The organism is Xanthomonas sp. CFBP 8151, assembly GCF_011761885.1.
Classification (GTDB): domain Bacteria; phylum Pseudomonadota; class Gammaproteobacteria; order Xanthomonadales; family Xanthomonadaceae; genus Xanthomonas; species Xanthomonas arboricola_B.
The window spans coordinates 935,770-949,803 of the sequence record NZ_JAASQZ010000002.1; the positions used below are offsets into that span (position 1 = coordinate 935,770).

The following is a 14,034-nucleotide window of genomic DNA, read 5'->3' on the forward strand; positions in this document are numbered from 1 at the left end:
ACAGCGGCGAGGCGATCGCGCCGAAGCGGCCCACCCCGATCTCCCATTCTCTACTTGAAACGGCGTGATGCACTCCAGCACGAACTTGCAGGTGTCATGGCGCGCTGGGTCAACGGATGATGCTGGTGCAGGAAGCGCAACGGCATTGGCAGCCTCACGCGTGACCACGCGACCACGCAGCGCCACCACGATCAAGACGCAAGCACGCTCGCAACTGCGACGGCCTTCGACAGTGCATCGGCACTGCAACACAACAACGACCACCGTCCTGCAAAAACGCACCGGCACGCTAGGCCGATCGCAGGGGCGTTCAAGACAGCGGCATGCATGGCTGTGCGCTTGTCGGGCAAGGCGGCAGAGCGCTTCGCCCGGCTCTCCAGGCATTCGTTGGCCTGTCTGCACAACGGCATTTGCGGTGTGCGCATTGCCTGCGCGGAAGCGATCAACCTTGCGCGTCGTTCAACAGCATATAACTGTTGGTGGCAGTGCGTTGAACGCCGCTGGATGCGTATGACTGCAAATCGCCACGCGCAGTGCTGCAACGCGATCCATTCGAAGCTGCAGCAAGAGTGCCGGCGTAGCCTCACAGATTCTGGCGCCGGCTGTTCCAACACGCTGGGCCGCTGCGTCATGCAGGGCCACAGCCAGATGGTTCCACTGCCACGCCAGCGCCTCCCGCGTGCCGGCGCTCGCCCGCTATCATGCAGGCAGTGCCCCGCACCGGGCGGCCCGCCGACATGCCGGAGATCATCGTGACCCCGATTCGCTCGTTCCTGGAACATACCCCGCAACTGGGCGCACGCGTCTATGTCGATCCTGCCTGCACCATCATCGGCAAGGTGAGCCTGGGCGATGACGTGTCGGTGTGGCCGGGCACGGTGATTCGCGGCGACGTCAATCATGTGCAGATCGGCGCACGCACCAACGTGCAGGACGGCACCATCATCCACGTCAGCCACCACAGCCCGTTCAATAAGGCCGGCTACCCGACCGTGATCGGCGCCGACGTCACGGTCGGCCACGGCACCATCCTGCATGCCTGCACCATCGAAGACCTGTGCCTGATCGGCATGGGCGCGTGCGTGCTCGACGGCGCCACCGTCAAGCGCTACGGCTTTGTCGGCGCCGGGGCGGTCGTCGGCCCGGGCAAGATCGTCGGCGAAGGCGAGTTGTGGCTGGGCAATCCCGCACGGCTGGCCCGCACGCTCAGCGACAAGGAAATCGAGAGCCTGCATTATTCGGCGCAGCATTATGTGCGGCTCAAGGACCAGTATCTGGGCCTCTCCAGCACCGACTGAATCCTTGTCCCTGCGCTACGGCTGCAGACCGGCACCGGCATCGTGCGATGCGGATGCGCCGTCATGCGCCTGCTGCATACACTCTTGTCTGACGCGGCCGGCATGCCGGCGCGCAGAGGTGACGGCAGGAACACGCGGCAGGCCGCGCCGCCCTGGCAGCGCGGACCCGCAGCCAGGCGCAATTCACGTGGCGCCAGTCAGGGGCGCCGGTGACCTGCCGCGGCTCACGGCCGCGTGGCGTGCTCCAGTGCCGTCAACGTGATCAGCACCTGGGCGCGCGATGCGCCGCACATGTCCTCGGACGGACGCAGGCTGGCGCACACCGCCGGCCGCGTCGGCAACCCGAACAGGCGGCAACGGCCCTGGCCGTCGAGCTGCACGCAGGGCACGCCGGCTTGCCCTGCGGCATGCCGGGGATGGCCGAGCTGATCGACGGCGCGATGCAGCAGGCCGCGCAGCCGGCGCGGCACGGGATGTTCTTGCGCATGCCACCAGTGTAAACCGCCGCCACCTGCCGGCAGCGGCAGCGTGGCTAGCGCGGAGGGATGTAGCTGGACAGGCGCACGTCGAAAAAGGCCTGAACGGCAGCGAGATTGCTCTTGGCCTGGATGTCCGCGCCCACGTCGCGGCTCATGCCGAGCACGTCGTCATCCGGCCAACCGGGGCCGAAGCACCATTGCGTGCTGGGGATATTGTTCGCCTGCAGATGGGCCAGCATGCGCGTGGTGGCGACCTCCGCGCTGCGGTTGCCGGCCGGGTAGCCGTGCTCGCCGAGATAACCGCGCTTGCCGGCATCCCGCAGGGCGTCGATGAAGGGCGTCACCATCGTGATGCCGGTATCGGGCTGGATCACTTCGTTGCGCCCGCCCGGTCCGACCCAGTTGCCGCCGCCAGCCCCGTTGTTGTCCAGATAGTTGTGCGCTTCGTAGACGATGCGGTTGTAGGGATCGGGGATGTCGAACAGGCCCATCGAATCCTTCTGCCAGAGCCGGGCACTGGCATAGCCGTTGCCGCACACGAACACGAAGTGGTCGCGGTCGCGATCGATGATGGTCTTGCAGCACGCGGTGGCGGTGTTCTGCCAGTGCGCCGCCATCGACAGCACGCTGCCGTCGGCGGCGCGCTCGTCGCCCTGATAGGGCTCGTTCATCACGCCCCAGCCGAACACCGCCGGGTGCTGCCGGAACCGGTTGACGATGCGTGCCCACAGGTCGGGCAGGCCGGACGCGTTGTAGAGCGTGCACCCCGGCGTGCCGATCACGCGGTACTCGTACAGCTTGAGCAGCCCGTCGCGGCGATCGAAATAGCCCTGGTAGCCGAAGTTGCGCAGCGGATAGGTGTCGGCCCAGACCGCGGCGGCCGCCGCATCGTCGATGCGGTTGCCGCGCGCATCCACAAGCGCGCCGCTGGCGTCGCGCCGATAGCCCGACTTGACGGCCACCCGCTGCGGCAGGCGCATGGAGTCGTGCAGCTCCACGATGGCGCGCTTGCCGCGGGCGGCGATGTGGTCCAGCGCATCCTGGACCTGGCTGCAGTAGGTCTCGTTCAAGGCCAGGCCCTGCCCCCGCGTGAAGCGCGCGGCGGTGGTCGGCAGCCGGAACAGCGGGCAGGCGCCGGCGGCAGCCACGTGCTGTGCGGTAATGGCGCGGTAGTGCGTGCCGATCTCCGCATTCTCCACATAGCTGTTGGAGGCCAGGCCCGACAGGTTCAGGCCCGCGAACGGCAGGGTGGCGCTCTGCGCAGCCGCGCGGCCGCCCCACCCGAGGCCAGCCAGTGCCACCGCGCCGGCTGCGCCCTGCAGCACGCGACGGCGGGTGATGCCGGCTATTGCTGCCGGCGTCTGGTCGATGGGGTGCGAGGCTGCCGGTGCCGTGCGGCGTGGGTGTGGATGGTCGGACATGGGCGCCTCCTGCGGTGCCGTTGGTGGAGATCCTTGGCGGTGGTGCTCCCCTCTGCCGCACCGGTCTGACGGCGATGGTGCAGGTGTGGCAGCGGCGCGATCTGCGCTCCGGTTTGCACTCCGGGCACTGCATGCAACCCCGCATACGTTTACATCGCATTACATGCCACGCCGACGAGCGGGCGCCGCGTGCGGGAGGCGCGTGTTCGAGCGCCGTGCCGGCGAACGCTCCGGCGCTGCCTGTGCAATGCGCGCCCTGCCCGCGCCCTCCCCACCGGCACGGCGTGCCATCGCTCGCGTGCTACCGTGCCGGATCACCGGAGCGCGCCGCGACCGTTGCAGCAGCAACAGTCACGACGCGGTCTAATTGCCAGCCACCGCTCGCCGATCACCGCTGAATTCGCCATGCCCGAGTACCGCTCCAAGACCTCCACCCACGGCCGCAACATGGCCGGCGCCCGCGCACTGTGGCGCGCCACCGGCATGCGCGATGGCGACTTCCACAAGCCCATCATCGCCATCGCCAACTCGTTTACGCAGTTCGTGCCCGGGCACGTGCACCTGAAGGATCTCGGCCAGCTGGTCGCGCGCGAGATCGAACGCGTCGGCGGCGTGGCCAAGGAGTTCGACACCATCGCCGTGGACGACGGCATCGCCATGGGTCACGACGGCATGCTGTATTCGCTGCCCAGCCGCGAGATCATCGCCGACTCGGTCGAATACATGGTCAACGCGCATTGCGCCGACGCGCTGGTGTGCATTTCCAATTGCGACAAGATCACCCCCGGCATGTTGATGGCCGCGCTGCGGCTCAACATCCCCACCGTGTTCGTCTCCGGCGGGCCGATGGAAGCCGGCAAGACCAAGCTGGCCGAACACAAGCTCGACCTGATCGACGCGATGGTGATCGCCGCCGACGACAGCGCCTCCGACGAAAAGGTGGCCGAGTTCGAGCGCAGTGCCTGCCCCACCTGCGGCTCGTGCTCGGGCATGTTCACCGCCAACTCGATGAACTGCCTGACCGAGGCATTGGGCCTGTCGCTGCCGGGCAACGGCACTGTGGTAGCCACGCACGCCGACCGCGAGCAATTGTTTTTGCGCGCCGGACGCGTGGCGGTGGAGCTGTGCCATCGCTGGTACGGCGGCGAAGACCCCACGGCGCTGCCGCGCGGCATCGCCACCTTTGAGGCCTTCGAGAATGCGATGACGCTGGATATCGCGATGGGCGGCTCGACCAACACCATCCTGCATCTGCTCGCCGCCGCGCAGGAAGGCGACGTGCCGTTCGGCATGCGCGATATCGACCGCCTGTCCAAGCGCGTGCCGCAGCTGTGCAAGGTCGCGCCGAACACGCCCAAGTACCACATCGAAGACGTGCACCGCGCCGGCGGCATCATGGCCATCCTCGGCGAGCTGGCACGCGGCGGGCTGCTGCATACCAACGCGGCCACGGTGCACGCACGCACGCTGGCCGATGCCATCGCGCAGTGGGATGTCACCCAGACCGACGCGGAAACCGTGCACACGTTCTACAAAGCCGGCCCGGCCGGCATCCCCACGCAGATTGCCTTCAGCCAGGCCACCCGCTGGGACAGCCTGGACACCGATCGCAGCGAAGGCTGCATCCGCGATGTCGCGCATGCGTTCTCGCAGGAGGGCGGCCTGGCCGTGCTGTACGGCAATATCGCCCGCGACGGCTGCGTGGTGAAGACCGCGGGCGTGGACGAATCCATCCACGTCTTCGAAGGCAATGTGCGCGTCTTTGAGAGCCAGGATTCGGCGGTCAAGGGCATCCTGGCCGACGAAGTGAAAGCCGGCGACATCGTGGTGATCCGCTACGAGGGCCCCAAGGGCGGCCCCGGCATGCAGGAAATGCTCTACCCCACCAGCTATCTCAAATCCAAGGGCCTGGGCAAGCAATGCGCCCTGCTCACCGACGGCCGTTTTTCCGGCGGCACCTCGGGCCTGTCGATCGGCCACGCCTCGCCGGAAGCCGCCGCAGGCGGCGCGATCGGCCTGGTACGCGACGGCGACAAGATCCTGATCGACATCCCCAATCGTTCGATCAATCTGCTGATCTCGGACGAGGAACTTGCTCTTCGTCGCGCAGAGCAAGATGCCAATGGCTGGAAGCCGGTCGAGGTGCGCCCACGCAAGGTCACCACCGCGTTGAAGGCGTATGCGTTGCTGGCGACCAGTGCGGATAAGGGTGCGGTGCGCGACAAGGCGTTGTTGGACGGCTGAGGCGTTGCGATGAAGACTGCGGATTCTCAGCGGTCTTCATCGCATCCGGGCATCGGACTGTGGAAGGCCTTCAGTCCCGACGCCTGACCGCAACCGCCACAGCGGGTTGGCTTTGCTTGCCCGCAGCGTCATCCACCGCCGATGCGCAGCCCATCCACTGGGCTGCGCATCGCCGACGCCCCGCGCCCCAGCACATGCGTGTGGATCTGCGTGGTCGCCACATCCTGGTGGCCCAACAGCTCCTGCATGGTGCGCGCGACATCCTTGGCCGAGAGCACCACCGGAATGGGCCGCGCTCGCTTGGCGCGCTGCAGTTTCTCCATCCAGGGCAACTCCGCCCCCAAGACCTCGCGATACAGGAACAGCAGCGCCGCCAGCGCCTGATGTTGCGTGCCGGCCGACACCTTGCCCTGCGTCGCCAGTTCGGTGAGAAACGCCTCGACCTCTAACCGCCGCATCTGTCCTGGATTCCGTTTGCCGTTTTCCAGAATGAAGCGTCGGATCCAGCCCACAGACGCCTGCTCGGTACGCAGGCTGTAGTGAAGCCGCAGCCGAACACGGACCTGATCCAACAGCTTCGGAGTCAGATGCGTCATTGCGCTTGCATCGCCACGGGTGTAACGCATACGCCTGCGCAAACGTCGGATCACGCTACCAGCATCGGCGCAAGGACTGCCGGTGGCCATCCGGCAAGTTATTGCCGCGGAATAGGAATCCTCCTTCCCAGACCTCCGGCCTTAGTCGATACTTGGCGCAACACCGCTCTCAGGCGGTCCAATCGTGGTTAGGCACCGCATGCAGCTAATTGGCTTTTCAATTGCTGAAGACTTTATCGCGCTTGAGCGCGGGCTTGACCGTTTTGACCTACACAACAACTTTGACTTTCAGGGCATGTCATACGCCCCAGCGCAACAGACGTTAGAGCTACATTGGCACCGTGGCACCGGCGATTGGGTAAAGCCATCAGACCCGCCTGAGCTCTCACTCAGCTTTGCGGGGGTGTACTTGTTCAAAGCCCAGGAGCGAGACCCGACAGTTCCATTCTCCGAGGATAACTGCTTGGACTCCCTTGGATTCATGTGGGACGACGTATTGGCTGAGATGCGTGCATTCGCCTCAAGTAGACCGTCTGAGGGCTGCAACCACCTTACGGCCAACTTCATGAGCGGCTTTAGCATCAAAGTGGGCGCCGTATCAGCGACTCTGCGTGTTTCGGGAGGTGCCTAACAATTCATTCAAGCTGACGCCGCTTCGCGGCGCGGCTTAACTCAGGTGTTAGGCCTCACAGGGGACTCTCTTGCAAGCTCTCAAATTCTTCGCGCTATCGTGTTTGGCAGTGATCGTGTTTGATGCGATCGCATCTCTCGCGTCCCTCGTCCTCGGCTTTCCTTACACCTACGCAGCGTTGGGATCCGCTATCCTCTACATCGCATTTTCATTCTTCGCTGCTCGTAAGTTTGGGTTCTGGGCTGCAGTTTTTCTCGGTGTAGCTATGGGCATGACTGATGCAACGCTTGGCTGGGCCATCTCTTGGGCCACTGGTCCAGGCCGCCTTGCCGCAGGTACTCTTACCCTGTCAACTTGGCTCTACACTGCAACATTCGTCGTAGTCTTGGGCGCAATTTACGGGCTTATTGGCGGCGGCGTTGGTGCGTTCACGGGGCGGCGGCGTGCGGCCTGACAATTCATTCAAGCCGAACCGCTTCGTGGGTTGGCTTAACTCGGGCGCTAGGACGCATGAGCAAGAAAGTTTGGCCCCCAAAATTCTGGAAGCTCGCGCTAGTTCAACTGGCGATGGTGATTGCTTGTGCAGCCATTTGGTTCTACTTCCAAGCGAAGGCCTTGCTGGCTGGACCGCCAATCGGCGACCTCTACGTTTACACTTGGCAATTCCAATTGACGATCTTTTTCATGTTCTGGCTTCCGGCCACTGTTCTGGCCTGCGGCTCTCTTCTTGGCGTTGAGTATTGGCTCTCAGATCACACTACAAAGTGCAGCAGCTAGAGGGCGCGCGGCACGCGCGCTAACATTCGTTCAAGCCGAACCCGCTTCGCGGGACCGGCTTAATTCAGGCGTTAGCCCTCGGGAAAAAATGCCGACGGACCCATCATTTTTCAGCTTGCCCACCGTTATTTGGTCGGGAATTGTCGCCGCCGTGATCTCGCTGGGCAGCGTTCGCCACACGGGTAGCCCCGGTAATAGTCAGGCGACTTTGGAGGCTTGGATGGAGTTGATACTTCTATTGGGTGTGGTACTTGCTCTTGGCAATATCGTCGCATCGGTTGCCGTGCTTCGCGTTTCGGTGCTGTCGCCATCACAACGCGCATTGCAAGTTGCCCTCATCTGGCTTGTTCCAGTCATTGGCGCGGTGGTTTGTGCGGCATTTGCTTCTTCTCAGGCAGCTGGCTCCACGTCGTCCGATACAAGTGACCCGCTCTATCTGTCATCCGATGGTGGCGCATCGGGTGGTCAGGACGCTGGTTTTTCCGGTTGCGATGCGGGGGACTCTGGCTGTGCCGGGAGCAGTGACTAGTGGCGACGCCTGGCAAGTCGTTCAAGCCGGATCCAGTTCGCGGTTCTGTTTAATCCAGTTGCTGGACCGCTAAGGATATTTCGAGAGAGACAGATGATTCTTTGGGGATGGGGCGAGCGTGTGCTGACCTTCGACCTAGCAGAGCATGAACACTGCCAGAGATGCGAGCAAGAGCAAGTCTTTACACTGCGTCTCAAGTACACGTACGGACACTTCTACCATCTTTTCGGATGGGTTATCTCCAAGCAGTACCAGCTCATTTGCCCCGTTTGCTCCCACGGCTGGATAGTTAACGCTTCGGCGGCGGAAGCGCAGATTGGGTGCAACCCAGTGCCGTTCCATCAGAGATCAGGCTGGATTGTCATGCTTGTCCTTGCAGCAATCATTGGATTTGCCGCCGTGACGTATCAGCATGCGGCCTGACAATTCATTCAATCCGAAGCCGCTTCGCGGACCGGCTTAACCCAGGTGTCAGTCCCTATGAGAAAGATCGTTGCAGCTGTTGCTTTCCTCCTCTTCGCATCAGGCGTAGCCTGCTCGGCATCCACTCCGACGCTTGACGTCTCTGGCCTCTCCGAGGCTTCCATGAACTTCGATCAAGACGGAGTTGGGCCATTCCTGCATGAGTTGTCTAGCTCCGTCAGTACCAGCCTCGACCCCGACGCACTCACAAATGCAATAGATGCGTTGCCGGTTGAGACAAGCGGAAACTGGGAGTTTTCTGTCAACTTGAATGGCAAGCACGAGCGCTTGGTGATCGTTGCGTTCAAGGATGACGTGGACGCTCCTGATCTTGCGTTCTACACGTCACCCGAGCTAGCTGCCAAACTTCAGCGACACCTTGAGTCATTTGCCCAGGCTCAGGGGTGGTAGGGCCCAACACTTCATTCAAGCGTTAGGCCGCTCTGCCCATGCGCGCACATCCGAAATCAACAAAGACGTCAGTTGGATATCGCGCGCTTCGGCTATTCGTTGCGCTACGCGTGTTCTTCGGTGTATCCGTCGCTCTCACCTAGTGGCATCACACCAGGACTCTCTTGCCCTGCGCCGCCGCTGCCTCCATCGCAAGAGACCCAGTCGCATGTCATGCTGGCTTTTGGCTATTCGGCATATCTTGGGCCGGGCTTGCCACCTTTTTGTTTACGCTCTTTGGCGTCTGCTTGCTCCTTTCATGGGGATGGTCTCTGACTCGCCGCAAGCGGAGCTAAAGCTTTAAAATTTATCCAGTTGCCAAGCGCTCCGATCTACTACTCACGCACTGCCGCCATGGAAAGCATGTTCTCCATCTTCAAGAAGAAAGCCGCTCCGTTATTGATCGTTCGCGCCGATGGGCGAGAGTTGTGCCGCGTTACCGAGAGCGATGTCCCGTGTGAGATCAAGCCTTCCGCACGGTTGAAGGCCAATAGCGTCCTGGAGTTTGCCGACTCGGCGGGAGAGGTGCATCGGCATGAGCTCGGTGATGCGACGGGGTGGTTCCACTTCTCCGTTCGTGTGCATCCCAACCTCGGGTGCCAGGCAGACTGCGTCATTTCGCAAACCGAGCAGCTTGATCCGGATGCGTTTGCGAATGGCCAAGCATCCGGGATCAGGTTTCAGCCGTTCTTTCTGCCGGGCGCCAGCGTCAGCAGTGCCGCGCTTGCAGGCAAGGGGTTGTTTGCCAGGGGGCTGCACTTCAATGGAATCGTCACCAGTGGCAATGTGGTGCTTTCCTGTGAGTGCGACCACTGCAAGCGTTCGTTCCTGATCCGCTCCTATCACGCGGGCTTTAGCGACGCGGGATACTTCTACTCGGGGTCCGGCAAGTACACCATCACCGTCGATAGCCACCTGCCTGGCAGCCCTGCAGCGCTGTCCGAGCCGGATGCCGAAGCGCTTGCTGCGCTGGAAGACGCATTACCGTTGGCGCCGGATAGGTCCAGCTACGCCTACCTCAATCCGTTCCGCTGCCCGCATTGTTCCGAGCCTTACATCGATTTTGAGGCGAACCCGGGGTTGAGGGCGAGCGAGTACTACGGGAATTACTTCGAGGGCTCGACGCTGCTGCGATACGCGCCGCCCGATGTTCAACATCCTTCCTGATGACTCCATTGTTGCGTTGCCGCTGGTCTGTCCGAGGTCGCAAAGCAACGCTTTTATAACGAGCCCGAATGCGCTTGAGCAGGCGTGCATTGCCGTCTCACGTGCTGAAAATCAGCCCTGTCTGTTGGCGTGATGTCACGCTTCCGCTACGCAGCGCGGAGTTCCGGAGTTGCATCGCGAGTCCAAGACATTAGAACCAGTACGCGTAGTACGGGTCAGTATCCGCCTGCGCAATGCAATCGCCAGGTGGATCGGTTCAACTATCAACGAAGGAATGCTCATGTTGAAGCCAGCAGATACCAAGCTCTATTCCAAATTGGTCGGCACCAGCATTGCCATCGGCGCAGGCATGGGGTCGGCCCTCGGGGCAGCATTGGGCAACCTGCCTCAAGGCATCGGCCTGGGTCTGTCGCTTGACTCCGTGTTCGGCATTGCCTGGGCGCGTCGGCGTGGTGCCATCTGACGCCTGCATGACGTGACACGCGCATGTCGTTCGTTCGACTGCGCTTCGCCGCCGGAGCCGACGTTAATACCGCATGGTACCAGCTGTGAAATGCAGCCTTGGCAGCCGATTCGCAGCTTTTGTCCCCCCCTCCATGCGGTCGGCAAGGCGCTGTCATGCGCTACCAGTCGGTCGATGAACGTTAGATCGTGTCTTGCAGTGTTCCTGCTCAGTGCCTGCGCATCAGTTTCAGCCCAGGGGATTTCGTCCGCCACCACGCGCGAGGTCGATCAGCTTTTCAAGGTTCTTGCGCAATCCAACTGCGAGTTTTCGCGCAATGGGTCGTGGTACGCGGCTCCGAAAGCCAGTGAACATTTGCAGCGAAAGTACGACTACTTGCAGAAGAAGGGGCTGGTGACGTCTACCGAGTCCTTCATCGAACTTGCCGCTACCAAGAGCAGCATGTCGGGCAAGCCGTATCAGGTGCGTTGCGGCAACGCTGCGCCGGTATCCAGCCAATCCTGGTTCACTGGCAAGCTGCGGGAGCTACGCAAGTAATCGGCAGGCGTCGGCATCAGGCCCCGCGCTGCAGCACCTGCCTTGCAGCGTTGCCTGATGAAGGCGCTGGCAACTGCCGCTGGACCGCTTCTGTGGATTGGCCAGCCGAGCGCGCTGATTGCACTATCGGCTTTGGAAAATCACGCGTCAGTTCCAGCGATCAGGCAAGATCATCCGTGACACTATCGCGCGCCAACGATGCGCGAGTGTAGATCAGGCAACGCGCAGCCTCTGCACTGCCTCAGCGCTGCCATTGCGCTCATCGGCCACAAACGCACTCACTGCATCTTCCAGCTGCGCGGCATGGTCGCCCATGGCGCGTGCGGCGGCGCTGGCGTCCTGCATGCGGGTGACGCCGTCGCGCATGTCGGCGTCTACGCCGGCGAGTGTGTGATGCACCTGCGCGATGCTGCCGGCTTCCTGTTGCGAGGCGACGGCGATCCTGCTGAGCGTGCTGCTGACCTGGCCGATGGTGGCGACGATGTGCTGCATGCCTTCGCCGGCGTGGCGCACCTGCTGCACGCCGGCCTGCATATGCGTGACCGATTCGCCGATCAGCGTCTTGATCTGGCTGGCGGCGGCGGACGAGCGCAATGCCAGCGCGCGTACCTCGCCGGCAACCACGGCAAAGCCGCGGCCTTCTTCGCCGGCGCGTGCGGCTTCGACGGCGGCATTCAGGGCCAGGATATTGGTCTGGAAGGCGATGCCGTCGATGACCGAGACGATGTCCTGGATGCGGCGCGAGGCCTGTTCCATCTGCTGCATGGTGCCCATCGCCTGGTGCATTGTGTCGCCGCCGCTGCGTGCGGCCTCGGATGCGGCGGCGGTGAGCTTGTCGGCGTCGGCCGCCTGCGCGGTGTGCTCCTGCATGGTGCCGAGCACGGCCTGCATCTGGGTGGCGGTGCGGCCCAGGGTGGCCGACTGCCGCTGCACCTGCTGCTCCAATGCATCGTTGCGGGTCAGGATGTGGCCAGCGGCGTGATTGATCGCGGTGCTGGAGCTGCGGATCTGCGCGATGATGCGCGCCAGCTCGTCGGCGGTGGCGTTGGCGTCGCGCTTCATCTGCTCGAACACGCCTTCGCAGTGGCGGTCGATGCGCTGGGTCAGATCGCCACGCGACATCGCCGCCAGCATGCGGCGCATGTCCTGCAGGCTGTCGTCGGTGATGGCCAGGAACTGGTTGACGCCCTCGGCCAGCTGGCCGAGCGTGCCGCTCCTTGCATCCCCCTGCAGACGGGCACCGAGCTCGCCACGCGCAGCCTGGGCAATGACGGTGGCCAGTTGCTCCTCCAGCGCCAGGTCCTGGGTGCGGTCCTGCCACTCCACCACCACGCCCAGCGAGGCGCCGCCGTCATCGCGGACCGGGGTGATGTTTTCCTGCAGTTGCAACGCCGCCAGCGCGCGCGTTGTGCTGCTGCCTGCGTCATGCCCCAGCTGCACCGCATCGGCCAGTGCGGTGTGCAGCACGTGCGCATCGACCTGCGTGCTCAGTTGCTGGAACGATTGATTGCGATAAATGGCAGCGCCCTGCCCGTCGACGATGGCCACCGCCATTGCCGATGCATCCAGCGCCAGGCGGATACGGCGATTTTCCAGCAGCAGTTGCTGCTGTTGGGCGATGCGCTCTTCCACCTGCACGCTCATGCGCACCAACGCCTGCGCCAGCGAGCCGCTGCGGAAGGGCTGCTGCAGGATGGCCGGCGGCAAGGTGGCGCCGGTGGCAAGGGTGTCGGCCAGTTCGGCCAGCGATTCGGCCTCGTGGTCTAGGGCATCGACCTGGCGGCGCAGCTGGATGGCCATCACACAGACGAAGGCGGTTTCGACGATCACGTAGCCGGCATGCAGCACCACGATGCCGAAGCCGCTGCCGACGGTGAACGCCTGCACCGGCATGCCACGCGATTGCAGCCAGTAGAACGCCAGGTGATGCACGGCGATGGCGCCTGCGGCGACCACCACCGGCAGCCAGTCGCGGTAGTACAGCAGCAGCGCCAGGATCACGAACACGCCGAAGTGCATTTCCACAAGGCCATGCGCCTGCTGGATGGTGGCCGCGACCAGGGCCATCAGCACCAGCGCGTTGGTGATGCGGGTCAGGCGCGTGCCGGGGTTGGCCTGCACTTGCCAGGCCATCAGCAACAGGCTGGGCAGCGTGACCGCCGCAAACGTGGTCCATTGGCCCTGGTACCAGGCCAGGCCCAGCGAGCCGACGCTCTGCAGCACGGCCAGCCACAGAAACAGCCGGTCCGCCTTGATCGCCAGGCGGGTGGCGTAGGTGGAGGTCGGCGGCGCCGATGCGGACAGTTCCATCATGACAGCGACTCCACGGCACAGGGACAAGGGGACACCAGCGCGGCACCTGGGGTGCGCGCCAGGACATCGGGTAACCAGCGCGACCAATCCGCCGCGCCGGCGGTGCCGCACACCGCGCCGCCGTCTGCGGGGCCGGCATAGCGCGGTTGGCCGTCGGCGCCGAGCAGCCACACGGCATAGCCGCTGCCACGCAGTGCGGGGGTGTCGAGCATGCGCACCTGGCCGCCAAGCGCACGTACCACGCTGCTGAGCAGGGCCCAGGCGCGATCGGCGGCCAGGTCGGTGCAGGCGCAGGCACCTGCGACGCCGATCAGCATCGGCGCCCGCTGCGCGGCCGGCAGGCTGGCCTGGACCTGCGTCCATGCACTTGCGACGTCGGTGGCTTGCGCACGTGGCGTGGTCCAGGCCACGGCGATCCAGCCGCACCACAGCGCGAGCAGGGCAGCGCCCAGGGTGCGTCGCGTTGAGGCGGACAAGGTGCCGAAGACAGGCATGGCGCAGCGGATTCGCGAGATAAGGTGAGCCCCTTATCGGATGCCGGTGCATACGCTTGAGCCGGCTTGCGATTGAAATTAGCGATGGCAGCGATAGCACACGGCAGGCCCGTTACGCCGCAAGGGTTTGCGGGCGACGCGTGGCGTGGTTGCACTGGCAGACGTTTATCCGG

14 protein-coding genes are annotated in these 14,034 nt (G+C 63.7%); 9 read left to right on the forward strand and 5 right to left on the reverse strand.

The window, feature by feature from the left end; genetic code table 11:
- Positions 1-752 precede the first annotated feature (752 nt).
- Entirely contained in the window at positions 753-1,298 is a 546-nt protein-coding gene (locus FHT08_RS11960; RefSeq protein ID WP_166775179.1) for a gamma carbonic anhydrase family protein, read from the forward strand.
- Positions 1,299-1,522: 224 nt separating this feature from the next.
- Here FHT08_RS11960 and FHT08_RS20035 read toward each other — a convergent pair whose 3' ends face one another.
- Both FHT08_RS20035 and FHT08_RS11970 read right to left on the reverse strand, forming a co-directional pair.
- Positions 1,523-1,687: a proteinase inhibitor gene (locus FHT08_RS20035; protein ID WP_343204152.1), complete on the reverse strand. Its 165-nt coding sequence runs from the start codon at positions 1,685-1,687 to the stop codon at positions 1,523-1,525.
- A gap of 143 nt (positions 1,688-1,830) precedes the next feature.
- On the reverse strand, positions 1,831-3,198 hold the full coding sequence (locus FHT08_RS11970; RefSeq protein ID WP_104607476.1) for a cellulase family glycosylhydrolase: 1,368 nt from the start codon (positions 3,196-3,198) through the stop codon (positions 1,831-1,833).
- Between the two features lie 405 nt (positions 3,199-3,603).
- Here FHT08_RS11970 and ilvD point away from each other — a divergent pair, with 405 nt between their 5' ends.
- Positions 3,604-5,442, forward strand: coding sequence for a dihydroxy-acid dehydratase (gene ilvD / locus FHT08_RS11975; RefSeq protein ID WP_166775180.1), 1,839 nt, complete (start codon positions 3,604-3,606; stop codon positions 5,440-5,442).
- Between the two features lie 128 nt (positions 5,443-5,570).
- Here ilvD and FHT08_RS11980 read toward each other — a convergent pair whose 3' ends face one another.
- A complete protein-coding gene (locus FHT08_RS11980) occupies positions 5,571-6,038 on the reverse strand; it encodes a phage integrase N-terminal SAM-like domain-containing protein (protein ID WP_166775181.1) in 468 nt (155 codons plus the stop codon).
- 701 nt (positions 6,039-6,739) lie between these two features.
- Between FHT08_RS11980 and FHT08_RS11985 the strand changes: the two genes are divergently transcribed.
- From FHT08_RS11985 to FHT08_RS12015, 7 genes are all read left to right on the forward strand, one after another.
- Positions 6,740-7,123, forward strand: coding sequence for a hypothetical protein (locus FHT08_RS11985; protein WP_166775182.1), 384 nt, complete (start codon positions 6,740-6,742; stop codon positions 7,121-7,123).
- Positions 7,124-7,179: 56 nt separating this feature from the next.
- Positions 7,180-7,446: a hypothetical protein gene (locus tag FHT08_RS11990; RefSeq protein ID WP_166775183.1), complete on the forward strand. Its 267-nt coding sequence runs from the start codon at positions 7,180-7,182 to the stop codon at positions 7,444-7,446.
- A 220-nt stretch (positions 7,447-7,666) separates the two neighbouring features.
- Positions 7,667-7,975: a hypothetical protein gene (locus FHT08_RS11995; protein ID WP_166775184.1), complete on the forward strand. Its 309-nt coding sequence runs from the start codon at positions 7,667-7,669 to the stop codon at positions 7,973-7,975.
- 480 nt (positions 7,976-8,455) lie between these two features.
- The gene (locus tag FHT08_RS12000) at positions 8,456-8,848 is read left to right on the forward strand and encodes a hypothetical protein (RefSeq protein WP_166775185.1); all 393 of its coding nucleotides are present in this window, start codon (positions 8,456-8,458) and stop codon (positions 8,846-8,848) included.
- 393 nt (positions 8,849-9,241) lie between these two features.
- On the forward strand, positions 9,242-10,054 hold the full coding sequence (locus tag FHT08_RS12005) for a hypothetical protein (RefSeq protein WP_243849018.1): 813 nt from the start codon (positions 9,242-9,244) through the stop codon (positions 10,052-10,054).
- Positions 10,055-10,334: 280 nt separating this feature from the next.
- Positions 10,335-10,517, forward strand: coding sequence for a hypothetical protein (locus tag FHT08_RS12010; RefSeq protein WP_166775186.1), 183 nt, complete (start codon positions 10,335-10,337; stop codon positions 10,515-10,517).
- A 198-nt stretch (positions 10,518-10,715) separates the two neighbouring features.
- Positions 10,716-11,054, forward strand: a complete 339-nt coding sequence (locus FHT08_RS12015; protein ID WP_343204145.1) for a DUF5329 domain-containing protein — start codon at positions 10,716-10,718, stop codon at positions 11,052-11,054.
- A gap of 213 nt (positions 11,055-11,267) precedes the next feature.
- Here FHT08_RS12015 and FHT08_RS12020 read toward each other — a convergent pair whose 3' ends face one another.
- Positions 11,268-13,367: a methyl-accepting chemotaxis protein gene (locus FHT08_RS12020; protein ID WP_243849019.1), complete on the reverse strand. Its 2,100-nt coding sequence runs from the start codon at positions 13,365-13,367 to the stop codon at positions 11,268-11,270.
- Positions 13,364-13,861: a hypothetical protein gene (locus tag FHT08_RS12025; protein WP_166775187.1), complete on the reverse strand. Its 498-nt coding sequence runs from the start codon at positions 13,859-13,861 to the stop codon at positions 13,364-13,366. The genes FHT08_RS12020 and FHT08_RS12025 overlap by 4 nt, the downstream gene beginning before the upstream one ends.
- Between the last annotated feature and the right edge of the window lie 173 nt (positions 13,862-14,034).